23 protein-coding genes are annotated in these 25,832 nt (G+C 53.5%); 6 read left to right on the top strand and 17 right to left on the bottom strand.

The features are described from left to right. Positions 1-30 precede the first annotated feature (30 nt). Positions 31-663, bottom strand: coding sequence for an isochorismate family cysteine hydrolase YcaC (ycaC, locus tag JOE32_RS14105; protein ID WP_057010158.1), 633 nt, complete (start codon positions 661-663; stop codon positions 31-33). Between the two features lie 468 nt (positions 664-1,131). On the opposite strand from ycaC, the gene JOE32_RS14100 reads away from it, so the two are divergent. The 3 genes from JOE32_RS14100 (at position 1,132) to JOE32_RS14090 (ending at position 5,944) form a co-directional block, all read left to right on the top strand. Beyond that, positions 1,132-1,368 carry a hypothetical protein gene (locus tag JOE32_RS14100; RefSeq protein ID WP_057010154.1) on the top strand — a complete coding sequence of 79 codons (237 nt, stop codon included), beginning with the start codon at positions 1,132-1,134 and terminating at the stop codon, positions 1,366-1,368. Between the two features lie 281 nt (positions 1,369-1,649). After that, on the top strand, positions 1,650-3,257 hold the full coding sequence (locus tag JOE32_RS14095; protein ID WP_245229029.1) for a site-specific DNA-methyltransferase: 1,608 nt from the start codon (positions 1,650-1,652) through the stop codon (positions 3,255-3,257). 5 nt (positions 3,258-3,262) lie between these two features. Then, positions 3,263-5,944, top strand: a complete 2,682-nt coding sequence (locus tag JOE32_RS14090; RefSeq protein WP_209985283.1) for a DEAD/DEAH box helicase family protein — start codon at positions 3,263-3,265, stop codon at positions 5,942-5,944. Between the two features lie 150 nt (positions 5,945-6,094). Here the strand turns inward: JOE32_RS14090 and JOE32_RS14085 are convergent, their stop codons facing one another. The 3 genes from JOE32_RS14085 to JOE32_RS14075 form a co-directional block, all read right to left on the bottom strand. Then, positions 6,095-8,491, bottom strand: a complete 2,397-nt coding sequence (locus JOE32_RS14085) for an AAA family ATPase (RefSeq protein ID WP_209985280.1) — start codon at positions 8,489-8,491, stop codon at positions 6,095-6,097. Positions 8,492-8,829: 338 nt separating this feature from the next. Beyond that, positions 8,830-9,519 carry a hypothetical protein gene (locus JOE32_RS14080; protein ID WP_245229028.1) on the bottom strand — a complete coding sequence of 230 codons (690 nt, stop codon included), beginning with the start codon at positions 9,517-9,519 and terminating at the stop codon, positions 8,830-8,832. Positions 9,520-9,711: 192 nt separating this feature from the next. Then, positions 9,712-10,065: a hypothetical protein gene (locus tag JOE32_RS14075; RefSeq protein ID WP_209985277.1), complete on the bottom strand. Its 354-nt coding sequence runs from the start codon at positions 10,063-10,065 to the stop codon at positions 9,712-9,714. A 133-nt stretch (positions 10,066-10,198) separates the two neighbouring features. Here JOE32_RS14075 and JOE32_RS14070 point away from each other — a divergent pair, with 133 nt between their 5' ends. Beyond that, a complete protein-coding gene (locus JOE32_RS14070) occupies positions 10,199-10,549 on the top strand; it encodes a helix-turn-helix transcriptional regulator (protein ID WP_209985274.1) in 351 nt (116 codons plus the stop codon). Between the two features lie 149 nt (positions 10,550-10,698). Here the strand turns inward: JOE32_RS14070 and JOE32_RS14065 are convergent, their stop codons facing one another. Both JOE32_RS14065 and JOE32_RS25025 read right to left on the bottom strand, forming a co-directional pair. Next, positions 10,699-11,667 carry a DUF932 domain-containing protein gene (locus tag JOE32_RS14065; protein ID WP_209985271.1) on the bottom strand — a complete coding sequence of 323 codons (969 nt, stop codon included), beginning with the start codon at positions 11,665-11,667 and terminating at the stop codon, positions 10,699-10,701. Between the two features lie 70 nt (positions 11,668-11,737). Next, on the bottom strand, positions 11,738-12,088 hold the full coding sequence (locus tag JOE32_RS25025) for a hypothetical protein (protein ID WP_080268117.1): 351 nt from the start codon (positions 12,086-12,088) through the stop codon (positions 11,738-11,740). A gap of 529 nt (positions 12,089-12,617) precedes the next feature. Between JOE32_RS25025 and JOE32_RS14060 the strand changes: the two genes are divergently transcribed. Together JOE32_RS14060 and JOE32_RS14055 are read left to right on the top strand one after the other, a co-directional pair. Next, complete coding sequence (locus JOE32_RS14060) at positions 12,618-12,833, top strand: AlpA family phage regulatory protein (protein WP_024670256.1); 216 nt, start codon at positions 12,618-12,620, stop codon at positions 12,831-12,833. Positions 12,834-13,063: 230 nt separating this feature from the next. After that, on the top strand, positions 13,064-14,164 hold the full coding sequence (locus JOE32_RS14055) for an inovirus-type Gp2 protein (RefSeq protein ID WP_209985267.1): 1,101 nt from the start codon (positions 13,064-13,066) through the stop codon (positions 14,162-14,164). Here the strand turns inward: JOE32_RS14055 and JOE32_RS14050 are convergent. The 11 genes from JOE32_RS14050 to JOE32_RS14000 form a co-directional block, all read right to left on the bottom strand. Next, the gene (locus tag JOE32_RS14050) at positions 14,148-14,753 is read right to left on the bottom strand and encodes a hypothetical protein (RefSeq protein WP_209985265.1); all 606 of its coding nucleotides are present in this window, start codon (positions 14,751-14,753) and stop codon (positions 14,148-14,150) included. The two genes, JOE32_RS14055 and JOE32_RS14050, sit on opposite strands and share 17 nt — an antisense overlap. Continuing rightward, on the bottom strand, positions 14,750-16,006 hold the full coding sequence (locus tag JOE32_RS14045; protein ID WP_209985261.1) for an integrase arm-type DNA-binding domain-containing protein: 1,257 nt from the start codon (positions 16,004-16,006) through the stop codon (positions 14,750-14,752). Before JOE32_RS14045 ends, JOE32_RS14050 begins: the two co-directional genes overlap by 4 nt. Positions 16,007-16,376: 370 nt before the next feature. Further along, positions 16,377-17,153, bottom strand: a complete 777-nt coding sequence (locus tag JOE32_RS14040; RefSeq protein ID WP_209985258.1) for a helix-turn-helix transcriptional regulator — start codon at positions 17,151-17,153, stop codon at positions 16,377-16,379. 211 nt (positions 17,154-17,364) lie between these two features. Then, on the bottom strand, positions 17,365-17,892 hold the full coding sequence (gene ppa / locus JOE32_RS14035) for an inorganic diphosphatase (RefSeq protein WP_003237090.1): 528 nt from the start codon (positions 17,890-17,892) through the stop codon (positions 17,365-17,367). Positions 17,893-18,000: 108 nt separating this feature from the next. Next, positions 18,001-18,816, bottom strand: a complete 816-nt coding sequence (locus JOE32_RS14030; RefSeq protein WP_209985255.1) for a zinc-dependent peptidase — start codon at positions 18,814-18,816, stop codon at positions 18,001-18,003. 6 nt (positions 18,817-18,822) lie between these two features. After that, on the bottom strand, positions 18,823-19,479 hold the full coding sequence (locus JOE32_RS14025; protein WP_209985252.1) for a DedA family protein: 657 nt from the start codon (positions 19,477-19,479) through the stop codon (positions 18,823-18,825). Between the two features lie 211 nt (positions 19,480-19,690). After that, positions 19,691-20,149 carry a GNAT family N-acetyltransferase gene (locus tag JOE32_RS14020; RefSeq protein WP_209985249.1) on the bottom strand — a complete coding sequence of 153 codons (459 nt, stop codon included), beginning with the start codon at positions 20,147-20,149 and terminating at the stop codon, positions 19,691-19,693. A 90-nt stretch (positions 20,150-20,239) separates the two neighbouring features. Beyond that, positions 20,240-21,073: an ethanolamine ammonia-lyase subunit EutC gene (gene eutC / locus JOE32_RS14015; RefSeq protein WP_209985245.1), complete on the bottom strand. Its 834-nt coding sequence runs from the start codon at positions 21,071-21,073 to the stop codon at positions 20,240-20,242. Then, entirely contained in the window at positions 21,070-22,464 is a 1,395-nt protein-coding gene (locus JOE32_RS14010) for an ethanolamine ammonia-lyase subunit EutB (protein WP_209985242.1), read from the bottom strand. Before JOE32_RS14010 ends, eutC begins: the two co-directional genes overlap by 4 nt. Positions 22,465-22,516: 52 nt before the next feature. Next, the gene (gene eat / locus JOE32_RS14005) at positions 22,517-23,950 is read right to left on the bottom strand and encodes an ethanolamine permease (protein ID WP_209985239.1); all 1,434 of its coding nucleotides are present in this window, start codon (positions 23,948-23,950) and stop codon (positions 22,517-22,519) included. Between the two features lie 196 nt (positions 23,951-24,146). Further along, positions 24,147-25,667, bottom strand: coding sequence for an aldehyde dehydrogenase family protein (locus JOE32_RS14000; protein WP_209985236.1), 1,521 nt, complete (start codon positions 25,665-25,667; stop codon positions 24,147-24,149). Positions 25,668-25,832 lie beyond the last annotated feature (165 nt).

Here is a 25,832-nt window from a genome sequence, read left to right as displayed (position 1 = left end):
CTGCCTTTCAGGGCAGGCTTGGCAGATCACTTACTTCTGCTGGGCTGTCAGCGCCGCATAGCCATTCATCAAGTTGCGATAGTTGGGAATGCGCTGGGATAACAGATTCCCCAGTCCTTCGATATCGTTGCGCCAGTCGCGGTGCAGCTCGCACGCCACCGAGAACCAGTTCATCAGTTGCGCACCGGCCTGTGTCATCCGGCTCCAGGCCGCCTGTTGCACCGTGGTATTAAAGGTGCCCGACGCATCCGTCACCACAAACACCTCGAACCCTTCCGCCAGCGCCGACAAGGTCGGGAACGCCACGCACACATCCGTGACCACACCGGCAATGATGATCTGTCTGCGGCCGGTGGCCTTGATCGCCTTGACGAAGTCTTCGTTGTCCCACGCGTTGATCTGACCAGGACGCGCGATGTACGGCGCATCCGGGAACATCTCCTTCAACTCCGGCACCAACGGGCCGTTGGGGCCTTGCTCGAAGCTGGTGGTGAGGATGGTCGGCAGGTTGAAGAACTTGGCAAGGTCGGCCAGCGCAAGCACGTTGTTCTTGAACTCGTTGGGGGAGAAGTCCTGCACCAGCGAGATGAGGCCGGTCTGGTGGTCGACCAGCAGAACGATGGCGTCGTCTTTGTTCAAGCGACTGTAGGTTGGAGTGCTCATGGTTGAAGTCCTTTTTGGTTGGTTGGATGTTTTGTTCAACATGGGCACAGGTTAAAGCGTGGGTGTTGGGGGATAAATCGGGTGGCGGGCGTCTTACTGTCAACTTGAAGGGGACAGTAGTCGGTGGCCGCTTTCTCGCGTATTGAATAGCCAGCAGGTCCGATCCCTTTCATTTGCAGGACGTTTCCTAGAGAATCCCAGCGGCTTGCGCCAGTGAAATCCCGCGACTAGGCTGCGGTCCGTCACTGCCTATTCAGTGATCGGGTTTAGTCGCCCGGATATCGCTAGGCGCACGTGCCATCCCAAATTCAGGTTTCTTCTCGCCTGAACATTATGGTGGCTGTGCGCAGGGCACCTTCGGGTGCGCCGGTGCCTAGCGGCCGGTCGACTAACCTGCGTTCAGCCGCCACCTCTATTCGTTTAGTCGCGAAATGACGGTGGTATCCACTTACTGCTAGGGGTTTTGCTATGGATAACGTTCGTTCGGATTCGCTGTCATCGACTTCAACTAACCCATTCACTGTCAATGAAGAACTGAGCTTTGAAGATGCCTGGGTGCGGGTAGCCGAGCTGCTGCAATGTGCAGTGGCAACTTCGCAGGCGCTCGCACAGCCGGTAGCTGCGCCGCAGCGGGCGGTGATGCATTTGGTGGACATGGCGAAGATGGTTGCGGAGCGGGCTGTGGAGTGCATGCGGCCGGCTTGATGCAACGGCTGGAGTGAGGTTTTTTACAGGCATTAAAAAGCCGGCTTGTGGGCGGCGTTATTGTTGCATTTTGGCCTTATTTTACTGGCGATTATGGGTTTAGATATTTTTGTCCCCCCATTTGTCCCCCCATCTGGAGTGCGCATCTCGCCGTCATTGCTTAGCGCCGAGTGCTGACGCTGAATATCTCTGTCGTCATTGCCCTCAGATGAGACACGCGCAGCCTCACTCAGGCAAAATGCAGGCCATGCAACGAGCCAGAACACAAGGAACAGCTGCAAATGCCTACATTGACCTGGGTTGGCAAGGATAAAGTCGTCAATCACCATCATGACGTACCGTTCCGTGTTCTCAACCGAACCGAGCAATTCCGTTCGACTGCGGCAGGCGCGCCAACGAATACCTTTAACAACCGGATCATTCAGGGCGACAACCTAGAAGCCTTGAAATCGCTGCTGCCCGAGTTCGAGGGACGGGTGGATTGTATCTATATCGACCCCCCTTACAACACCGGTAACGAGGGATGGATCTACAACGACAATGTCAACGATCCAAAGCTGAAAAAGTGGCTAGGCCAGGTTGTGGGTAAAGAAGGCGAGGATCTCTCACGCCATGACAAGTGGCTATGCATGATGTATCCAAGGCTAAAGCTTTTGCACCGTCTGTTGGCTAAGGATGGTTTGATTTTTATCAGTTTAGACGATACCGAGGCCAGCCACGCCCGCGTGATGCTTGATGAAATGTTCGGCTATGGGAACTTCATGGCCGCTATCGCTTGGGAAAAGCGGTACACGCGAAGTAACAATGCCAAACTTTTTTATTCGCTCAAAGACACAATTCTGGTTTACCGCAAAAGCTCGCACCTTACAGAAGTCAAGGAAGGACGGACTGCGAAGGCTGACGCAAATTATAGTAACCAAGATGACGATCCTCGGGGGCCGTGGATGACCTCCTCCTATGTCAATCCAGCGACCCGTGAGCGTCGGGCGAATTTAGTCTATGAGATCGAGGCGCCTGACGGTCGGATCATCGAGCATCCGACCCATGCCTGGAAATACTCGTATGAGGAACACTGCAAGCACAAAGCTGAAAAGCGTCTTTGGTGGGGCCAAAATGGTGATGCGATTTACCCCCGACTGAAGCTGTATTTGTGGGAAGCATCCGGGATGGTTCCTGTTGACCTTTGGTCCTATCGGGACGCGGGAACCACTGATTTAGGGGGGCAGGAGATTAAAAGTATCTTCGGCAGTGCCGTGTTCGATACGCCGAAGCCTACAACCCTAATTGAACGCATACTTAAAATTGCAGCTGCTCCGAATGCAATTGTGCTTGATAGTTTTGCCGGTTCCGGATCAACAGCGCATGCAGTTTTGAAACTTAACGCCGAAGACAAAGGAAATCGGCAGTTTATCCTGATTGAGACCATGGATTACGCTGATACCATCACTGCGGAGCGCGTCAGACGCGTTATGAACGGATATGGTGAGGGAGAGGGGCGAACTCTTCCTCTTGGTGGCGGGTTTGATTACTTCACAATCGGTGAGCCAATTTTTGAGTCGGAAGATCAGCTAAACGAAGATGCTGGGACTCAAGCGATTCGTGATTATGTGGCATATGCAGAAGGTATCCCTAGCGAGTATCGGACAGACGCCGATAATCCATTTTCTCCACATCTTTTGGGGCTCAGCCCCGATATGGCATGGATCTTTAATTACTCTCCGGGAGAAGCCACGTGCCTGAATATGGATTATCTAGCAACTCTTAAATTTGGAGCTGAAAAGCCACCGAGGGCAATTGTTTACGCCGACCGTTGCTTGCTAACCAAGGAATTCATGATGCTTCACGGATTAACGTTCAAAAAAATCCCTCGCGATATAACGAGGTTTTGAACAAAATGGAACTTAAAGATTATCAAAATAAAGTTATTTCGGACTTGACAGAGTATCTAGGTATTTTGTCTGAGTCTAAAGACTTGCGTGCGTCCTTTACAGATTATTGGAAACAAAAGGGTATTGCTGCTGAGCCCTACAAAAATAACGTACCTGGAGTTCCACACGTTTGCGCAAAAGTACCAACAGCGGGCGGTAAAACATACATTGCCGTAAATGCCTTAAAAAGCATTTTTGATGCTCTTGCTACTAAACATCCTACTCGGCCTCAAGTAGTGGTTTGGCTAGTACCTACGTTAACTATACTTGATCAGACAATTGAAAATCTAACAGATCCTCATCACCCTTATCGCCAGCGCCTCAATCTTTTATTCAGGAATCGAGTCGCTATCTACGAGCGGGCCGATTTGTTGATGGGTGCTGGGTTTTCTGCTGATACGGTAAAAGAGCAACTGTCCATAGTTGTGATGTCGTTTGATAGTTTGCGGGCGAAAAATAAAGAAGCTAGAAAGATCTATCAAGATAATGGCTACTTAGCCTCCTTTCTTACTGACGGTCATGACGCCGACTGGTTGCTGCCTGATCACGACGCTTCATCTTTGATAAATGTTATCAGGGGACTGAAACCTGTAGTGGTGGTGGATGAAAGTCATAACGCAGAGACCGACTTGTCGGTGGAGATGCTGGTTAATTTGAACCCGCATTTCATTTTTGACCTGACTGCTACGCCTCGCAATAATAGCAATATAATCAGCTACGTAGATGCTATGGCTCTTAAGAAGCAGCATATGGTTAAATTGCCTGTGATTGTAGCCAATCGGGGGAGCAGAACTGATGTTATTGAGAGCGCGGTAATACTGCGTCGTCAGCTCGAACAATTTGCGCTTGAACAGGAAAAAACGGGCGGAAAATACATTCGCCCGATAGTGCTATTTCAAGCACAGCCTCGGACAGGGGAAGATAAAACCACCTTCGAAAAAGTCCGCGAACAGTTAGTGAAAGCTGGAATTCCAGAGGATCAAATCAAGATAAAAACGGCTGAGTTGAATGAGCTGAAAGGCCTTGATTTGATGAGCCGCGATTGCGCTGTCCGTTACATCATTACAATTAACGCTCTCAAAGAGGGCTGGGATTGCCCATTCGCTTACATCCTGGCCTCGCTTGCAGATAAGACCTCTGCGGTAGATGTGGAGCAGATTCTAGGTCGTGTGCTCCGTATGCCTCACGTGCAACAACATGGCCATGATCTATTAAATTTGTCTTATGTTTTTACGGCCAGCAATCGCTTTTCGGACACTCTTCAAAGTGTTGTCAAGGCTTTGAATCGAAGTGGGTTTTCGAATAAAGACTACCGTTCAGCTGACATCCTGAATGCCGCTCCAAGTCTGGCACCGGCTCCATCTACTTCCGATATCTTCGAGTTCTATCAGCCTTCTATAGGCTCAGAGCAGTCCCCAACAATGAGTACGACCAATTCGGAAGATCAGCCGCAGAGCAATGAGTTAGATGAGGACTGGCCTGAGGTTCCACTGGTCGCCGCGAAAGACCCGGAGACAACGTCTGTAACGCCCTCAGCAGGCAGTGCGTCTGTTGCCTTTGTAGAGGTCCTCAAGAAACAAGCGACGATAGAAAATAAAGAATTCGAGGCCAAGGCAGCGGTAGCTAGTGACGTGCCGGTCGAGCTGGAGGAAAAGGTGAATCGGCACAAACTCAAAGAGATTTTCAAAGAGGACGCACTCTCTTTGCAACTACCGCAGTTTTTTGTGGAAGTTGCAAACGGTGGATGGTTTTCTGAACAAGATGAAATGCAGCTACTTGAGCGTGATGAGCTGCTGCAAGATTTTCGATTGGACACGGCGGACGCTACAATCAGTTTTGAAGACGTAGTAGCCGAAGTTTATCGAGTCGATCTTGAGCAGTCGGGAGAGGGTGACTACGCCCCCAAACCCTTTAAAGTCGACGCAGCTGGGCGCCAAAAATTTAACGACTTGATTGTTTCACTGTCTCGTGAAAGCCAGATTCGTGACGTAGCGGCTCGTCTTGCTGGTCTGATCGGTAATATGTGGCCGATAACGGACCCAGAGCTACGCAAATACGTTTCTCGAATTATCGAAAGCTTTACGCCAGAGCAGATTCGCGACTGTCTTGATCGTGATGTAGCTTATGCTCGTAAGATTAAGGTCAAAATTGAGCAGCTAGCCACCGCGCATGCGCAGACGGTTTTCTGTGACATGCTAGATTTGGATAAAATCAAAGTACGACCTACCTTCACTATACCCGAATTTATCATCCCCTCTGCCAATGCCCCATCACTCCCGAAGAGTCTTTACACTACAGAAGCGTCGATTGGTCAATTTGAGGCCCGTGTTATCGAAGCTGTAGCAAATTTAGAGAGCGTTCAATGGTGGCATCGTAATCTGTCCAGAGGTAAGGGTTTTCGAATAAATGGGTTCATCAACCATTATCCGGACTTCGTAATTAAACTAAAGTCTGGAAAGATAATAATTCTTGAGACTAAAGGTGATGATCGGGATAACTCGGACAGCGCTGCCAAACTTAAGCTTGGGAAACTCTGGGAGGCTAAAGTTTCACAGGTTGGTTATCGCTATATGATGCTGTTTGAGAAAAATGCCATTGAAGGCTCCGAGACCCTAGCCAATGCGTTGAAAAAAATCGCACAACTTTGAGTCGGAGTGTATTGAGTGGAGCTATCTCAGTCGGAGTGTTTGGCTAGACCGACCAAGTTAAGGTTGTGATTGTAAAATGTGCTCGATTACATTGGGTCAATCGAGCACTTTAAATATGGCGGTAAATTTGGACTGCTAAATTCAGTCAGATCAAAATGGTAGATCTTCATCAACCGGGGCGGGTGGGGGAATGGTTCTCGACCTGGCTGCGGATAAAACAGGGTCGCTGGGTGCGCTTTCCTGGATGATCTGGATGGCTTGTGCTGTATCAACTATCGTTGGTTCGGGCTCGACCGTTACAACTGCAACTATGATAGGCGCGACGTTTTCTGGGTCCAAGTCGATATAGTGATCACCCATCATCATTTCGTAATGCGGTAGCTGTTTTGTAACTTTGAATATTTTGAAGAAGATTTTGGTATAACTCGCAACCATGGGTTCTTCAATTGCAACGTACAGATCGTCGTGGCTGAAATGGGAGCCGTCGTTGACCCAGGAGATTAAAGATTTGCAATGAATCATTTCCTCCCCCTCAAAGTGTTCATACAAATTATTGAGATCAATGCCGCCAAGAATTTTAAAATAGTTTTCCAGGATTCTACGCAAAGTGTTTTGTATGGTGAGGTTTTGTATTACAGGTTTTTTTAGCTCAGACCATAGCAGTTCGTAGGAGGTTTTTATTGGGTTCGTGGGGCATCGCTCTACCGTCGAGTGCATTCCTGGCTTTCGTACAATCCAGAAGCTTTCATACCGAAGCGCAACTGCACGACGATCTTGGTTAAACGTGATTTCTTTGTGAAAATAGACATTGTGGGTAAGCACGAATATTTGTTTCAGATTTCCAGTGTTGTCCTTGATTTCGGTGAATAGTTTTTTTATAAGGCTGCCAACGATGAAAAGAATATCGCTGTCAAGGCTTGATACTGGATCGTCTATTACCACAATGCGATCGGTTGTCATTCCACTAGTGGTGGGGCTCCCCTTCAGCAGGTGATAAAAATATAAGAAGGTTACAAAGGTTTTCTCCCCTTCGCTGAGAGTATTTTTGGCGTCAGTACCATCAGCGCGGACCAACTTGTAGGAACTTCCGGTAGAGGCTACTGCTAGTGAAAACCCTTTAAAGCCAAAACTTTTCAGTAAATGGTTAATTGCCGTTACCGTGGGCTGTATGCTTGTCGTTGTTTTTTCAAGCTCCTTAATCTCTGTATCTTTGTCTCTGATTTCTGTGTTTACCTTTTCAACTTGTGCTTCAAGCGCCGATGTCGCTTTAATCAACGAATCTTTTTTCTTGTCATAGTCCGCCAAGGCATCCTTAAGTTCTACTTCAAGAAGATACTTCCAAATTTGATTGGTTAGTTTTTTCTGTTCAGTCGTGAAGCTCGCAACAATTCTGTTCTGTTCGGCGATTTTGTTGTTGGCAGCATCGATAATTTTTGCTAAATCAATTGTTATTTCCTCGATCGGTTCTAATTCGACGCTGGAGCTTGGCTCGGTTTTTTTACCTTCAATTCTCTGCTGGTTGATGGTGATAAGGGAGCTTAGCAGTTCGAGTTGAAGCTCAAGTTTTTCTTGGTCAATAAAGGTCGATTTTAGTTCTATAATGCGAGCTGCCTGCTGATTTAAGGACTCTGCACTAGAGTTGTAAGAGCTTTGTAGCGTGTTAACGGCGGTTGTATCAGCTTCGAAAGATTGGTCGAAGTACTCGTTAAGGCTGTGCTCAAAGTCTTTAGAGGTTTTTTGTTGGCAGAATGGACAGTTGTCTTCATTTTCTTTGAAGTATTTTACACCTTGGCGGACCCAGTCACTATTGTTGAGTTTTTCAATCATAGAAGCTATATCAACATCACTTTTCCCCAAGACTTTCTTCTTCAGAATAGCGGCGCTTTCCAGCTCGATAAGTGTATTGACAACTATAGAGGGGATAATGGTTACGAATTCGGGCGCATCGCCATACAGAAGTTTTGCCTTTTCTTTAAGTACCTCAATATCGACCAAATCCGACGTGTTGGATTTATATTCAGTCAATACTCTGGTCTTGAAGTTGTCCGAGTTATTCCTCAGTCCCGTGAATGCGCCTTGGAAGGCGGCATCGTGTTCTCGCTTCCGGGCCCAGCATTTTTCCTTTAGATCGGCTTCAAGAGCTGTAATTTCAGCTTTCTTTCCACTGGTGCCATTTGTACCGGTTAGGGTTTCTTGATGTCTGTCTCGAAGGGCGGTCAGTTTGGTTAATGCAGTTTTAGCGGCGGCTATTTGATCAATATGTGATTGTTCCGCCTCGCCTAAAGTAAAGACCCCCTTGAGGTCCACTACCGAGGTGAAGTTCTTCTCAATAAACTCATTGTTGTACACCAAAGCCTGAATCGGAGTATTTCGGCGCCACGTGACCTGAGAGGTTGGTGAAATTGAAGGGTCATTGATTAGACGGCTGATACTAGTCTTGCCCGCACCGTTGGCGCCGTAGAAGAAATTTATCTCCTTCAGGTCGGTTATCGCTTCTGGTGTACCCCCGTAGGTGGCGATATTGGCAAGACGTATTGACTCGATCATTTCTCTCTTCCTTTTTTTTCGAGAAAGCCAGACGCGCGATAAGTGCCGCGCGTACTGAAGCCCATCTTTGTTTGTTGTGAGCCCAATTCTGACGCGGTGCGGCAAGGTCAAACTACGCTGTGTGCATGGAGGCGTCTATAGGCATTGGAGGGAAGGAGGTGATGGCGTCGTGCTAGGAGAGAGCTGGGAATTGAGTAAGGCGCAAATTGAGTGAATGGGTTCGCAAATGGTGTATTTGGCATCCGTCGATCAACGCGTTTGCGAAACTGTCATCTGGAGCCGTTCGTTCGTAGCACAGCGTGTGGATCCGTGGCCCCACACGCCTCGTCGATCCGAAACTATCGAATTCCAACAGGTTCGTCGCTGCTGTTATAACAAATCGGGTACTCACAGTAGCCACCAGCGTTCAGCACTTCCATCTCGTAAATTTCAGGTAGATACTGTTTAAGATCTGCCTTGGGCACCTTTTTATCATTAATTGTACATTCATCATCAGCGCGAGGGTTGCACCATGCTTTTGTGACCACTATATTTTTGGTGGGTTTGGTGAGTGGTTGGTCAGAAGGTTCTGGAGTGTCATCAACTGTTGAGTCATGGAGTGTATCTAGGTCGTATTTGTCGATCATGTCTTTGATGGTGCTCTGATTTATACCTCGATCCAGCAGAAAGTCTTTGAGAGTTGTTTTAGCTTCCGCGTAAGTAACTGTTCTTTTGTTCTTGTCAGGACCGCCGCTTAATAAGTATGCAATTGGGTATCCGTCTTTGCTTTCATAGATGTAATAGTAGATAGAGATACTGAAGCTTATGTCTTGATTATAAATTCCGTAAACTCCAGACTCGTTTGCTACAAAGCATTTGCCTCTCCTGCAATTACCGCTAAGTTGGTTGCTAAATGTAATGTTTCGTTGTTGCTCTGCACTCCATTTAGTGATGTTTCTTGGGAGTGTAAACCAAGTGCATCGATAAAAATCCGCTCCGTACTGATTCTTAGCCTTTGCGCAAGGTATAGCGTAGGGCAGGCCTTCCATGCTGATTTCGTTGGGTAGGTTCGGGGAGTACATGTGTCCGTAATCTACTTGTGCGCTTGCGGTAGTCCATGCAAAAAATATCGATATCGCAATTAATGCTTTTCGCAAATGGCTTGTCATAGCCGCTTCCTTTTGAAGTTCGGGTATTTACGTAGATGATTATTCGGGCAGATTTCGATGAAGTGAGTCCGATTACTTCTTGTAGCGGACAATCAGCTTCTTGTTGATGTAGTCCTTGAGGATCTCGTAATCAGGGTCGTAAGTCGACAGAGCATGGCCTACGCAAGCTGCCGTGCCGATTACGCCTGCGGCTATCGTCACGGGGGCAGACAATATGCCTAGTACCGCGCCAAACGCTCCACCTTGAGCTAATGCGCTTTTGGTATCGCTTTTCACCCGGCATTTCATTCCCAGGCTTTCAATTCTAGTCTCGACCATCTTGATGCCTGCCTTGAAATTCCCCCTAAGGCCGATGACCTCAAAAGTGGCCTGTGACCTTACAAGGCCTTCGACCGCCGCTTCATCCAGACCGCTTACGACATTCATATTTAGAGCTCCCTGCGGGTAGAAATGGGCATTAGAAGGTCGATAATCAACCTTTAAGGTTGAGTCTCGTTTTTATAGGTCCTTCATGTCAATAGGTTGATGCCCAACCATCCAGGTCGGACTGGAGGGTGGCATGACGACAACCGAATCAAAGCAATTGAGGGTGCGTGTGGGGCAGGCGATTGCTCGCCAGCGAATTCATTGTGAGTTGAAGCAGGAGCAGGTAGCCGAGGCGCTTGGGATTGGCGTTGAGGCGGTCTCTCGAATCGAACGTGGAGTCGTAATGCCGAATATTGAACGTTTGGTCGAGCTCTCAAACGTGTTCGGTTGTGAAGCGGCTGATCTACTTACTGAAGGGAGCTCGCGACCTGAGGACCAGGCACGGCGTGTTTACGACTTGCTCGCGAGGATTGGAGAGCAGGATCGTGAGCTTGTTGTGGGCATCATCGAGCAGCTAGTAGAACGGCTCAGCTGCAAGTCCTAAGCCTCCTTGTAATGCCGGGGGTTCAGTGGCTATCAGGCGTAGCGCTATGTGAGCCGCCTGGGGATCACTCAACGAGTTGGCTTTCATCAAATAAAAATACCCGGTCCGCTGTATAGCTGGCTGGGCGCTATGCGCTTGAGGCTTTAATGTCACGCAGCAAGCTGAATGGCCTGATCTAGGGCGCGTTGTTTTATCTGCGCGCCTTGGCCAAACCATGCAGAGTCCATTCGGTATGCGGTGCTGCGTGCTCGACGCTCGTGATCGACAAACTCCGTGACTGCATTGAGTAGGCCCCATGCAGTACCTCGCGCAGATGCGAGCTGGCTGCCTCGACCACGGCCCTCGTAAAGTTCCTGTACCTTACGCAGCGCTCGTTGGTTGGGCAGTTGCTCTGGGAGGTTGTCGCTTGGTGACGTGTCGCACAGCACGCTCATGAAGTAGCCCAGAGCTTCATGCCACTGCACTTTGCGTTCAGCGAGATGGCGCATGCGGTACATGAATTCGTCCCAGCCTGATACGGCTATGCCGAGCTGCTTTTTCACTGTATCGGGGTCAAAGCGCGTGTTGTGAGGCACTTTGATTGCGTGCGTATTGCCATCCAGCGCGATGGCCAGCGTGTTATTGCATACTACGCGAACGGTGGTCGGCGTTGCTGTGGTCGCCAGTGTACCGTCACAGGAAGTGGCCAGAAGCAAGTAGCCGTTGACCCGATCATTGTCCTGTAGTGCTGTCCGCTGACCGGTACGTGCTAGTGCCCAAAACTTGCGACCACCCTTCAATACGCCAGCGGTTTCCAGCTCGTAGCCGGAGACCTCGGTGAGATCACGGTAAAACTCCAGAACATCCCTAGGTTGTACCGTGTGATAACGCTGCGAGACGACTGACAGAGGCGCTTTTGTGTCGGAGCGATATAGCACCTTTTGTTCTGGGAAGCTGTGGATGGCGCTCAGGTGGCCGACAGCATCTGATTTGAAATGAACTGCGCTTTCTTGGATCTGCCAGTCCATTCCGGCTTCGCGTTGCCAGACTTCGATTGGTTGCTTTGGGGAGAGCTGATTACCCAAGCCATGCCACGGGGTGGCGCCAGCGTAGGCCATTGTTTCTATGAGATGAGCCATGGTTCAAATTCCTAAAGGCGTGAGGTGGCATAAAGTGCTGCGCTCTGCGCAGCATCAACGGGTGTGTTTGTTAGCGGAGTGGGCGGGGCGAAGAAGTTGGGAGGTTGAAGCGGTGCCCGCAGATCAGGCAGAGGTTATTTGCCAAAACGTGACGATCCAGTTTTTCACCTAGCTGGGCGCCTAGCGCACATCCGCCTACGCCACCCACCAGGCCACCCAGGATTACGCCCGAGAAAGCGCCTAACGCCAACCCCAGCGGTCCTAGGGTTGAGCCCATGGCGGCGCCGAATTGGCCACCAGCTAAGGCGGCGCTGGCTCCTCGTGCTATGCCGCCAACTGCCCCGGCGGTTGCGCCGATTTTCATTGCGGTTTTAAGTGATGCGATTTTGGTTGAATTGCATGCTGGGCATTGCGATGACATCGGTAAGCTCCTAGTGGGATTTGTCAAAGCAATGATGTGAGTTTCTAAAAGTTTCGAATCGAATATTGTTATTTCCTTGGCATTGCCATAAAGCATGTTTTTTGATTGAAACGGCTTATGGTCGCTTTTTCTCGATATGACCTGGCATGGTTTAAATGTTGGTTCTCTAAGCAAAAGGAACCAATATTCCTCTCACGGGAACCAACTTTTCAAGGCGCCGCGCGTGCGCACACAGGCGCGTGATACGCTACTACTGAATCCTTGTCTAGACCATGTCGAGATATATTTCATGGGTTAAAAACGCTCGAAGTTTAACGGTGGAGTCGAGCAGCTGCTGCTTTCTTGCTGGTGTCCCCATGTGGATATTGCTTGCTGGGTTGAGCGTGACGAACCCGAAGTGATCCCGTCATGCTAGTGGCCTCCCCCAAACCAGCGTTTGCAGGGAATTTTTTACCAGAAGTAAACGTAATGACTGTGGGCTTGAGAGATCGTACGTTACGTCACAAGACGAAGTTACGAGGTATCTGATATGCAGGAATATTCTAGTATGGGCGTAAAAGTCCTCCGGATGAAGCAATTGTGCGCCTGCTTGGGCCTTTCTCGCTCTACTATTTACGACCGTATTAATCCTGGGTCGAAGCGTTACGACGAGACGTTCCCTAAACCATTCAAAATGGGAGGGAGCGCTGTGGGCTGGTTGGAAGCGGATGTGCAAAAATGGTTAAGTGACTGGTTGAGTAAATAGCTGAAGTTGGAGAGCTAGCGGGGATCTAACTTATATTATCAGCTTGTCTGGGTTGCCCGTGTTTTCTTAGGTGTCGCGACATTGTTGCCCGTAAAGTACGATGTTTTGGCGATGCTTGAGTATTGGTATCTATGTTATTAAGGAAGTACTTGTAAGGCAATATGATTGCTTATGCCTAAGAGATAGTTAAATGGCAGGTACTCTGAAGTCTGTTAGATCGGGTGGTAGTTATGGAGTTTGATGTGGATCTGAGCCTTGAGCAGATGCTTGAATATGAGGCTTTCATTTATGCTGAAAACGATGGTGTACCGGTGCACATCGTCACTGATCACGGGGAGCATAGCGCTGATCTAAGACGTATCGTTAATGTGATTGAGTCTGTGGTGAGGTATGGAAAGCCGTTATTCCTGCCGCGCCTTTCAACGATCAAGAAAAGCGCACGGTGTGCTGCGTTGGAAGCGGCAGTGCTGAGCGTGACTGGAATAGATCCAGGCCTTGTGAAGAGCGTATTCCCATATCATCAGTTCAATCCGGTGGTGAATGCTTTTTTTAAAGTGGAAAAGGGAGTTGTTGATCAACTCAGTACGCGCTGCTATGTTGATTTATCCAAAGATGACAACGCCATCATGCATGAGTTTGTTGAGAATCTACTCGCTGAAGTGAAGGGCGAATCCGTTCAAATGAAATTGAATGGTTTCAAGCGTGCTGCTAACAAGGCTTTTAAAGGGCTGCGAGATCTGATCGACGCTCTTTTTGATCGGTACTCAAGGCTGTTGGTCGTTCGCCTGGATTTGGGGTATAGAAATAAATATTGCGCTCCTGCGGGATTGCTTAGCGTTGGCTACGAGGACGCTAAAAAGCATAGAGAGGACTTGCTAAAATATTTTAGGCTGAAGATGTCCCCTGCTATCGTGGGCTATGCTTGGAAGCTTGAGTATGGGCTGGATAAAACCTATCATTATCACTTTTTGCTGTTTTTTGATGGGGCTAAGAGTCATCAAGATATAGTCATCGCTAAGGCTGTAGGGGATCATTGGTCTAACTGTGTCACTGATGGGAAAGGAATTTACTATAATTGTAATGCCAACAAGGCTGAGTATAAGGCGCGTGGCATTCTAGGTATTGGAATGATTGGTCATGATGATTTGGACTTGAGGAATGGCTTAACCACGGCGGCGGCATATCTTACTAAGGTCGATTTATTTGTGCGAATGGTGATCTCGCAGGGGGGGCGATGTTTTGGTAAAAGCGGAAAGCCCAAAATTAATAAGGTCTCAGGCGGGCGCCCGCGTCGAAATTCACCGAAGCGTCGGTTCAGTCTGAGTCGTTAACGTAGGTACCTAGGAAGGCGTCTCTCACGACAGAGCCGTCTTCTTTCATCCAGCCCGTAATTAGATTGCCTAGTCGCGATTTTGTTAAGTTCATTTCAAGCTTTTTGTTAAGGCTGATTACTTCCTCTAGAATAGAGTTTGCTGCATCTCGTTCGGTTTTCCAGCCGTCTACAGGTCTGCTTCCGGAAATGAGATTAGCAACCTGAAGTTTCTTCCATTGGCTTTTCTCTGAGCGACCTCTGGCTGCTGCTACCACTCTAGGCTCCTCTCTACCGTCCGTTAGGCCAATGAAATAGCTACTTTTGCACAAAAATTTCCAAGCATCAGCTACGTTTTCCGCGTCTCTCTGTTTTACTGCAAGATACCAATATGTCAAGGCAGTCAGGCAGCTCTGCTGGCGTATAGGGAGGCGTTTGACTTCATCTGTGAACAAACCTGGAGGAGTGCCGAAATCAACGATCACGCACTTGTTAACCTTGTCCTGTAGGTCGTGCACGATTGTATTTGGAAAGTCTCCAAAATGAACTGCAATCATTCCGGCTATTGTTTCTTCTATCTCGGTTATCTCGATAGTTAATTGATTGCTCATTTTTGTGTCTCATCAGATTTTGTGTATTCAAGTAGGGGGGTTCCAGCCGCCTCCTTTCTCGTCTGAATTACGAACCCTGCCCACTCACTCATCAACAAGCGGCGCCTGTCCAAATAATCCGAACGAGAATATGCCCCCTCAGTCTGGTCTCGCTCATCATGTGCGAGGGCCATTTCACAAACTTCACGTGCGTAATGCGTACACTCGCCTGCCCAATCCCGAAAGGATGATCTGAATCCGTGTCGGGTGACGTGTTCGTACTCCATACCGTGCAAAAGCGTGCGTATCGCATTTGCATGCATAACCCCTGTCTTACCTTGTCCTGGGAACAGATACGGGCTGCCTGCCACTCTCGGAATGCTACGAACCAGGTCTAAAACTTCCTCCGCTAACGGAATGGTGAAAGCGACCCTCATTTTCATCCGCTCGGCTGGCAGACACCATACTGCTGCATCTAGATCAAATTCATCCCATCGGGCAAATCTAACCATGTGCGCGCGCGCACTGGTCAGGATAAGCAGTTGAGCAGCCTTAGAAGGTGCGGTGTCAATTCCTCTGAGCTTCGTCATGAGTAATGGGACGTCCCGCCAATGAAGCGCCTCAAAATGCTCACGCTTGCGTGCTTTCTTCTTCTCGGCCCGGCTCAAGAGATTTTCAAGATGTCCACGCCATCGAGCAGGGTTCTCGCCCGTTCTCAGCCCCCGAGATTTAGCGGCATCTAAGACTTGCTCGATCTGCCCACGGACTTCATCAGCGGTTCGGGTCTTGATTCCCCAGATGGGTTGCAGCACCTTGAGAATTTGAGCTGTGTCGATGTGTTCAGTTGCGAGTTTGCCGATATGCCCAAATGCATACAGCTCCAGCTTACGAAGCCAGCCCTTGCGCCATTTATCAGACCATGCGGCACCGTGAGCATCGCGGTACTCAGTCGCAAGCATCTCAAATGTGAGTTTTTTTGCTTCGCTGGCGCGCTGTGCTTCGCGTTGCGTTGCGCGCTCGATGTCGCGAGCTGCGAGCGGATCGATGCCATCGCTTAGTTGGGTGCGTTTAGCACTGGCATCGAGCCTGGCTTTCTTGAGGCTGACTTCGGGGAATGCGCCGAGCCCCATTTCCCGTCGACGACCTGCCAGTTGGAAACGCAACAGCCACGATTTTCGTCCTGTTGCTTTCACAACAAGGCGCAATCCGTCGCCATCTTCGTAGGTGCCAGGTTCTGTCAGGTTTTCGACCTGTTTCGGATTAAGCTTACCCATGTTCTTCTCCTGTAGACGCCCGCTGTCCCCCCACCTGTCCCCCCACGTAATTGTCGGATAAAGTCGAATCTGATCGAGCAGCATCGGACAAAGGAATAGCTGAAACCCCCGACGTAGCTAAGCTATCAGGAGATCTAAAAGACAAGGTAGGATTATTTCGGACAATTAAAAAGCCGGCTTGTGGCCGGCTTCTCGCTGACTGCTTCGGCTTGCTTCTGACAAACCTCACCAGCCTTCAAATCGCTCAGCCCACATCGAGTCGGGCTGAATAGTCGGGGCATCCGCGGGAACTCCTCCGCATCGCCGGGCAGGATAGATAGCGCAAAGCCACCCCCTGCCAAATGTGCGGCGGATGATACCCACATTCACCTCAGTTGCCCACCTCAGGATCCGATTTAGAGCCTTCCCAGCCTAATAAGTGATCGTCGAGCGGCACTGGTGGGCGGCGGTTATTCAGGGTGGACCACCAGAATACCCAGCCCACGATCAGGAAGTTCTGTTCGAAGCGCTCATCGTAGGTGAGGTATTCATCCGGATGCTCGGCGGCATTGTGGCTGCGCATTCGCAATCCGCCGCCGGGCCGGTTGTAGAGGTATTTGATGCGCAGCATGCCGTCATGCTCCACGGCGTAGATTTCGCCGTTGATGATTTGGGTGCGGCCTCGGTCGATGGCGAGGGTAGCGCCTTGCTGGATGATGTCGATCATGCTGTTGTCGACCATGTAGGCGCCTACCGCACGGTCGGGGTTTACGTTGAGGGCGTCAAGGGTGTGCAGGGAGACGCGGATGCGCTCGGTGGAGGTGAACGTGGGGTGGAGGGGGAGTTCCACGTCGAGTTTTTCCGGGAGACAGGCTGGGCCTGTGAGGTATTTTCCGCTTTCCTCGCGGACGTAGGTGAGTCCTTTCGTGGTTCCCGGGCCTTCCAGCAGGAAGTTGGCCGGTGGGTGTTTGGAGCCTTTGCCAGTGCGCAGCCAACGGCTGGAGACGCATAACAGCTCTGCGATCTCGTTGAGTCGGCCCATGGGCACGCCGCGTTTGAACCAGTTGTTCACGTGCTGGGGCGTGACGCCGCGGTTCTTGGCGAAGTCGGAGGCGGAAAGATGAACTTCCCTTAATAGTGCTTTTAAACGATCACCTGATGTATTCATAAACGCAGAGTTTACTGGCCAAGAAAACCAATCAAATAAACCATGCGTTGAATTGCGCCTGTAGGTTTTTACTTAGTTGTGGCCTGATTTTTCAACTTTATCGGTTTGCTAAACTCTGTTTGTTGTTAGTTGAACTTGACGTTTAGGTGCGCCCATAGAAAAGCCCCGAGTGATCGGGGCTTTTTATGAGCGAGGCAATGAAAATCAGGGATCAGCCTTTGTAGGCAGCCACCGACTTCATGATCTCGGCGCGGGCGGCGTCTGCGTTGCCCCAACCTTCGATCTTCACCCATTTGCCTTTTTCGAGGTCTTTGTAGTTCTCGAAGAAGTGTTTGATCTGCTCCAGCAACAGCGGTGGCAGGTCGGTGTATTCCTTCACGTCCACGTACAGCTGGGACAGCTTGTCGTGTGGCACCGCGATCACCTTGGCGTCGCCGCCGCCGTCGTCGGTCATGTTCAGGATGCCGACCGGGCGGGCGCGGATAACCGAGCCTGGCGTAACCGGGTAAGGGGTCACGACCAGCACGTCGAGGGGATCACCGTCGTCGGCCAGGGTGTTGGGGATGAAACCGTAGTTGGCCGGGTAGAACATCGGGGTGGCCATGAAACGGTCAACGAACAGGCAGTCGCTGTCTTTGTCGATTTCGTATTTGATCGGCGCGTGGTTGGCCGGAATTTCGATGGCGACGTAGATGTCGTTCGGCAGGTCTTTGCCAGCCGGAATCTTGCTGTAGCTCATTGGGCGTTGCCCCCGTAGTTGGCCATTGAACATGGCCGGATTGGCCTAAAAGTGGCGGCGATTATAGGCATATTCTGACGCCGATGCCATGCGCCAGACGTCGTACGGTCATTCAACCGGCGGCTGGTAGCGCGGGTCGTGGGCTTGCAGGTGGCGCAGGCGGGCCAGGGGATCCTGGCGATAAAAGCGGCTGAGTTGGGTGTACACCTGTGGATAACTGTCGACCAGCAAATCCGGGGCACTGAAAAAATATTCGCTGGTGACGGCAAAGAACTCCGCCGGGTTTTCCGCTGCATAGGGATCAATGACCGTCTCGATGTCGGGATCGGCATCCAGTTGGCGATTGAGGTCATCGAAGGCGTCTTGCATCACGCTGGCCCATTCCTGCACGCGCATATTCTTGTGCAGCGGCGGCAGGCCGTTGGCGTCGCCGGTGAGCATATCGAGCTTGTGGGCGAGCTCGTGAATCACCAGGTTGTAGCCTTCCCAATTGCCGCTGGCCAGCACCCCGGGCCAGGCGAGAATCACCGGGCCCTGTTGCCAGGCTTCGCCACTGTGCTCGCCGTCCCACTCATGCTCCACGCCGCTGGCATCGCGATGGCGCTGGGGGCTGAGGAAGTCGTCGGGGTACAGCACGATTTCGTGGAAGCCTTGATACCAGTCGAGATCGCCCAGGTTCATCAGCGGCAACTGCGCCTGGGCGGCGAGCAGCAGTCGTTGCTCCTGGTGCAGGTCGACGCCGGGCAGGGCGGTGAGGTGTTTGTCGGCAAGGAAGAGGATGCAGGCTTCGCGCAACCACTGATCCTGTTCGGCGGTGAGGCCGTCGAGGAAGGTCAGGTGGCTGCGCACCCGCTGCCAGGTGTCATCGGCGATCGGGTGCCGGGCCAGCAGGCGCCGGCGACGCCAGGCGCTGAGGGACCACATGGCCGGTTACTGCGGCTTGGCTTCGGAGGAAGCGCGACCGAAACGGCTGCGGAACACGCCAATGATCATCGGCACCAGCGACAGCAGGATGATGAACACCACCAGCAGCGACAGGTTCTTCTTGATAAACGGCACGTTGCCGAAGAAGTAGCCCAGGGTCACCAGGCCACCGACCCAGAGAATGGTGCCCAGCACGCTGAACCCGAAGAAACGCGGGTAGGGCATTTTGGCGATGCCGGCCACAAACGGCGCAAAGGTGCGCAGGATCGGCAGGAAGCGCGCCAGGGTCACGGTTTTGCCGCCGTGCCTGTCGTAGAAGTCATGGGTTTTTTGCAGGTAGTCGCGGCGGAAGATCTTCGAGTTCGGGTTGCTGAACAGGCGTTCTCCGGCGGTTCGCCCGATGACATAGTTGGTGCTGTCGCCGAGGATCGCGGCCAGCATCAACAGGCCGCCGAGCAGTACCGGGTCCATGCCGCCCCCGGCGGCGACGGCGCCAGCGATAAACAGCAGGGAATCACCCGGCAGGAAGGGCATGACCACCAGGCCCGTTTCGCAAAAAATGACCAGGAACAGAATGGCGTAAATCCACGGACCGTAGTTGGTTACCAGCATGTCGAGGTAAACGTCGAGATGCAGGATCAGGTCAAGCGGGTTGAAATCCATGGATGGCACCTGTGTGAACGGCCCGACTCGGCAGGCCTCTGCGGAGGCTCGGGCAATAAGGCTACAAGTGACTGTCGCATTTCTTACAACCCTGGAAAGGTCCGCATTATACGGATTGAGCGTTGAAAAGCGTGCTGCTTTTGTAGCGGGGCGTGTCGTGGTTGCCAATGTGGGATAGGCACCCACATTGGCGCTGCGAGAGGCTTTGGCGTCAGTCTTGGTTGATCGGCAGAACGTAATTCTTGAACTCGGTGTCTTCGCGAAAGCCGATCGACTCATAGGTTTTCTGCGCCACTTCATTGTCACTGCTGGTCGACACCCGCAGCCGCACCGCGTGGGTTTCCCTGGCCATTTTCTTCGCGGTGCGCATCAGGTTGTCGGCCACCAGTTGCCGGCGCGCATCCTCGGCCACATAGATGTCGTTGAGGATCCACACGCGCTTGAGCGACAGAGAGGAAAAGCTCGGGTACAGCTGGCAGAACCCCAGCAACCGCTTGTCGTCGTCATCGGCCAGCGCCAGGTAAATCACCGACTCTTTACGGCGCAGGCGCTTTTCCAGAAAGTCCCGCGACAAATCCGGAAACGGCAGCGCGCCGTAGAATTCACGGTATTTGACGAACAGCGGGGTCAACAGGTCCAGGTGTTCCAGGGTCGCTTGAGTAATCCGCATGCCAGGCCTCAACTTCCAAAGGATATGACCACAGGAGCGGCCGTGACTTGATGCTGCCTAACGACGCGAAAAAGCGCAATCGTGCCGCGATCAGTCGCTGGGCGGGCTAAGCAGGAAGTTTCCTTTCATCAGGTCGGGATCGTCGGATTCGAGGGTTTGCACTTGCGCCTCGTCCTTGAGATTGACCCCCGACAGCTGCCGGCGACACGCCTCTCGCATCAAGTAAAGCAGGCGATGGGCCGCCATGCCGTAGCTGAGGCCTTCCAGGCGCACGTTGGAAATGCAGTTGCGATTGGCGTCGTTGAGGCCCACCTTGGGGTTGTAGGTGAAATACAGGCCCAGGCTATCCGGCGAGCTGAGCCCTGGCCGCTCGCCGATCAGGATCACCGTCATTTTGGCGCCGAGCAACTGGCCGATTTCATCCGCCACGGCCACGCGGCCCTGCTCCACCAGAATAACCGGCGACAGGGACCACCCCTCGACGTGGGTCTGTTCTTCCATGCGCGTCAGAAACGGCAGCGTATGTTTATGCACCGCCAGCGCCGACAAACCATCGGCCACCACCACCGCCAGGTCCACGCCGCCGGGATTCGCTGCGGCGTAGTCGCGCAGGTGTTGGGCCGACTCATCACTTAAACGTCGACCCAGGTCCGGCCGTTGCAGGTAGCTGTGGCGGTCGGCGGCGGCGCTGTGCAGCAACAGGCTGTCGCGGCCGCGTTCGGCCAGTTGGCTGCTCAAACCTGCGTGATCGAAGGGCAGGTGCACCGCATCCCGCGCCTGGGCGTGGGCGAATTGGAAGTCCAGTTGCGCACTGGTGGGCAGGCTGGTGCCGGTGCGGCCCAGAGCGATGCGTGCCGGGGTGAGGCGGCGCAATTGCAGCCACGGGTTGTCAGGCAGGTCGAGTGACACGGGTGGCTCCTTCATCCGAGTTGCGCCAGGGCGTGGCGGAACGCCGGTGGCAGGCTGTTGCCAAACTGCACCTTGCCATCGGCCTGGGTAAAGATGCCCATTTTGGCCAGCCACTGTTCGAATTCCGGCGCTGGCTTTAAACCTAATGTTTGGCGTGCGTACAAGGCATCGTGGAACGAGGTGGTCTGGTAGTTGAGCATGATGTCGTCGGAGCCGGGGATGCCCATGATGAAGTTGATCCCGGCCACGCCCAGCAGGGTCAGCAGGGTGTCCATGTCGTCCTGGTCGGCTTCGGCGTGGTTGGTGTAGCAGATGTCGCAGCCCATGGGCACGCCGAGCAACTTGCCGCAGAAGTGGTCTTCAAGGCCGGCGCGGATGATCTGCTTGCCGTTGTACAGGTACTCGGGCCCGATAAAGCCGACCACGGTGTTGACCAGAAACGGCTTGAAATGCCGCGCCACCGCATAGGCGCGGGTTTCGCAGGTTTGCTGGTCGACGCCAAAGTGCGCGTTGGCGGACAACGCACTGCCCTGGCCGGTTTCGAAATACATCAGGTTCTGGCCCAGGGGGCCGCGCTTGAGGCTCAAGCCTGCGTCGTAACCTTCCTGCAGCACGCTCAGGCTGATGCCGAAGCTGGCGTTGGCCGCCTCGGTGCCGGCAATCGACTGAAACACCAGGTCCAGCGGTACGCCACGGTTGATCGCCTCGATGGAGGTGGTGACGTGGGTCAGCACGCAGGCCTGGGTGGGGATTTCGTAGCGCTGGATGATTGCGTCGAGCATCTCCAGCATGGCGCAGATCGAGGCGGTGCTGTCGGTGGCCGGATTGATGCCGATCATGGCGTCGCCGTTGCCGTAGAGCAGGCCGTCGAGGATGCTCGCGGCGATGCCCGCCGGTTCGTCGGTGGGGTGGTTGGGTTGCAGGCGCGTCGACAGGCGCCCGCGCAGGCCCATGGTGCCGCGAAAGCGGGTGACCACGCGGATCTTCTGCGCCACCAGCACCAGGTCCTGCACGCGCATGATCTTGGAGACCGCCGCGGCCATTTCCGGTGTCAGCCCGGGCGCCAGGGCGCGTAGGGAATGTTCGTCGGCTGCATCGCTGAGCAGCCAGTCGCGCAGGCCGCCCACGGTCAGGTGGCTGACCACGGCAAAGGCTTGTTTGTCGTGGGTATCGATGATCAGCCGGGTGACTTCGTCGCGTTCATACGGGATCAGCGCTTCTTCGAGGAAGTGCTTGAGCGGGATGTTCGCCAGGGCCATTTGCGCCGCGACCCGTTCACCGTCGTTCTGCGCGGCGACGCCTGCGAGGACGTCACCGGAACGGGCCGGGCTGGCCTTGGCCATCACGTCCTTGAGGCTGTCGAAGCGGTAGGTTTGCGCACCCACCGCGTGGGAAAAACTTGCCATACAGTGTCTCCTTGGCGACGCAGGCAGCGCCCGCGTCGAGGTTTACGGCAGCTCAGTGCAAGGCGGCCTCTGCGGCCTGGATCGCCGCGAATTCTTCTTCGGGCGTGCCTGCTACCAAGTGATGCCGGCTGTAGAAAGCAAAGTAAGCAATTAATACTCCATAGATGATCGCGGCGCCAATCACCACCCGTGGATCCACCAGAAAGCCCGCCACCACGGCCACGCAGGCCAGTACCAGCGCCACGCCCGAGGTGAAGATGCCGCCCGGCGTGCGGTACGGACGGTCCATTTTGGGGCGGCGAATGCGCAGGGTGATGTGTGCGGCCATCATCAGCACGTAGGAAATGGTCGCGCCAAACACGGCCACCAGGATCAGCAAGTCGCCCTGGCCGGTCAGCGACAGGCCAAAGCCGATGATGCCGGGGATCACCAGCGCCAGTACCGGCGCCTTGCTCTTGTTGGTCTCGGACAACTTGCGCGGCAGGTAGCCGGCACGGGACAAGGCAAAAATCTGCCGGGAATAGGCATAGATGATCGAGAAAAAGCTCGCGATCAGTCCTGCCAGCCCGACCAGGTTGACGAAGCTGCCCATCCAGGTCGAACCGCCGTACGCCAGGGCCAGCGCCTCAACCAGCGGGTTGCCGGATTTGACCAGCGCATAGGTGCCGGCGCCGCCCGGCGCAATCACCAGAATCAACAAGGCAAAACTGGTGAGCACCACAATGGCGCCGATCAGGCCGCGCGGCAGGTCGCGCTTGGGGTTGCGGGTTTCTTCGGCGGCCAGCGGCACGCCTTCCACCGCAAGGAAAAACCAGATGGCATAAGGGATCGCAGCCCACACGCCGACGTAGCCGAACGGCAGGAAGCTGCTGGCGCCTCGCGCTTCGGTCACCGGCATGTCCAGCAGGTTGGCGACACTGAAGTGCGGCACCATCGATACCAGAAACACGCCCAGGGCAATGGCGGCGACGGCGGTGATCACAAACATCAGCTTCAGCGCTTCGCCCACGCCGAAGATATGGATGCCGATAAAGAGGATGTAGTACGCCAGATAAATCATCCAGCCGCCAATGCCGAACAGCGACTCGCAATAGGCGCCGATAAACACCGCGATGGCGGCGGGGGCAATGGCGTATTCGATAAGGATGGCGGTGCCCGTAAGGAACCCGCCCCAGGGTCCGAAGGCACTGCGGGCAAAGCCGTAGCCGCCACCGGCGGTAGGAATCATGGACGACAGCTCGGCCAGGGAAAAACACATGCACAGGTACATGGTGGCCATCAGCAACGTGGCGAGAAACATGCCGCCCCAGCCACCCTGGGCCAGGCCGAAATTCCAGCCGGCGTAGTCGCCGGAAATCACGTAGGCAACGCCCAGGCCGACCAGCAGCACCCAGCCGGCGGCGCCTTTTTTCAGTTCGCGTTGTTGGAAGTAGTCGCTGTCGACGTTTTCGAAGTCGACGGAGGAGCGAGTGGGTTCGCTGGACATGAGGAAGTACCTTCCATTCTTATTGTTTTTAACTCGGCCTATATAGGCCGAATACACATCGCAAGTACCTGTGGAGATCCAAGTGTGGGAGGGGGCTTGCTCCCGATAGCGGTGGGTCAGTGGCACACAGAGTGGCTGACACACTGCAATCGGGAGCAAATCCCCTCCCACAGGGGCTTGCATTGCAGTCAGAAAATCAGAAGAAGCCCAGCGGATTAATGTCGTAGCTCACCAGCAAGTTCTTGGTCTGCTGGTAGTGATCCAACATCATCTTGTGGGTCTCACGGCCCACGCCGGACTTTTTGTAACCACCGAATGCCGCATGCGCCGGGTACAGGTGGTAGCAGTTGGTCCACACACGGCCCGCCTTGATCGCGCGGCCCATGCGATACGCGCGGTTGATATCGCGAGTCCACAGGCCAGCGCCCAGGCCAAACTCGGTGTCGTTGGCAATTGCCAGGGCTTCGGCTTCGTCCTTGAAGGTGGTGATGCTCACCACCGGGCCGAAGATTTCTTCCTGGAACACACGCATCTTGTTGGTGCCCTTGAGCAGGGTCGGCTGGATGTAATAGCCGCCGGCCATGTCTCCCGCCAGTTTCTCCACCTTGCCACCGGTCAGCAGCTCGGCGCCTTCGCCCTTGGCGATTTCCAGGTAGGACAGAATCTTGTCGAACTGTTGCTCGGATGCCTGGGCGCCGACCATGGTGTCGGTGTCCAGCGGGTCGCCACGTTTGATCGACTCGACCTTTTTCATCACTACTTTCATGAAGTCGTCGTAGATCGACTCTTCCACCAGCGCGCGCGATGGGCAGGTGCACACCTCGCCCTGGTTGAAGAACGCCAGCACCAGGCCTTCAGCGGCTTTCTCGATGAATTGTGGCTCGGCCTTCATGATGTCGGCAAAGAAGATATTCGGCGACTTGCCACCCAGCTCGACGGTGGACGGAATGATGTTCTCGGCCGCCGCATGCATGATGTGCGAGCCCACCGGCGTGGAGCCGGTAAAGGCGATCTTGGCGATGCGCTTGCTGGTGGCCAGGGCTTCGCCGGCTTCCTTGCCGAAGCCGTGCACCACGTTCAGCACGCCCGGTGGCAGCAGGTCGCCGATCAGCTCCATCAGCACGTTGATGCCCAGCGGTGTTTGTTCGGCGGGCTTGAGCACCACGCAGTTACCGGCGGCCAGGGCCGGCGCGAGTTTCCAGGCGGCCATCAGCAGCGGGAAGTTCCACGGGATGATCTGCCCGACCACGCCCAACGGTTCATGGAAGTGATAGGCGGCGGTGTGTTCGTTGATTTCGGCGCTGCTGCCTTCCTGCGCGCGGATGCAGCCGGCGAAGTAGCGGAAGTGGTCGGCGGCCAGCGGAATGTCGGCGTTGAGGGTTTCACGCACGGCCTTGCCGTTGTCCCAGGTTTCAGTGATGGCCAGCAGTTCAAGGTTCTGTTCGATGCGGTCGGCGATTTTCAGCAGCACCAGCGAGCGGTCCTGGGCCGAGGTTTTGCCCCAGGCGTCAGCGGCGGCATGGGCGGCGTCCAGCGCCTTGTCGATGTCTTTGGCGGTGGAGCGCGGAAAGTCGGCGATCGGTTTGCCGTTGACCGGCGAGGTGTTGGTGAAATAGTTGCCGTCGACCGGCGCCACGAATTCGCCGCCGATGTAGTTGCCGTATTTGGCCTTGAACGAAACGATGGCGCCTTCGGTGCCGGGGTGTGCGTAACGCATGGTGGGTATCTCCTGACTTTTATGTTTATTGGAGTACAGCGATGTTGCGCGTGATAAAGCGTAGAGCAAAGGTCGGGCCAGCGCGTGGCAGGTCAGGTAAATCAAGGGGTTGGCGTTTGTTGCAAACCGTTGCTGTCACGCAGGCGGTACAGTCGAAGTGACAGT

Source organism: Pseudomonas sp. PvP025 (genome assembly GCF_017832155.1).
Taxonomy (GTDB): Bacteria; Pseudomonadota; Gammaproteobacteria; order Pseudomonadales; family Pseudomonadaceae; genus Aquipseudomonas.
The sequence above is the reverse complement of the archived record's forward strand: the minus strand, read 5'-3'. Positions and strand labels throughout refer to the sequence as shown.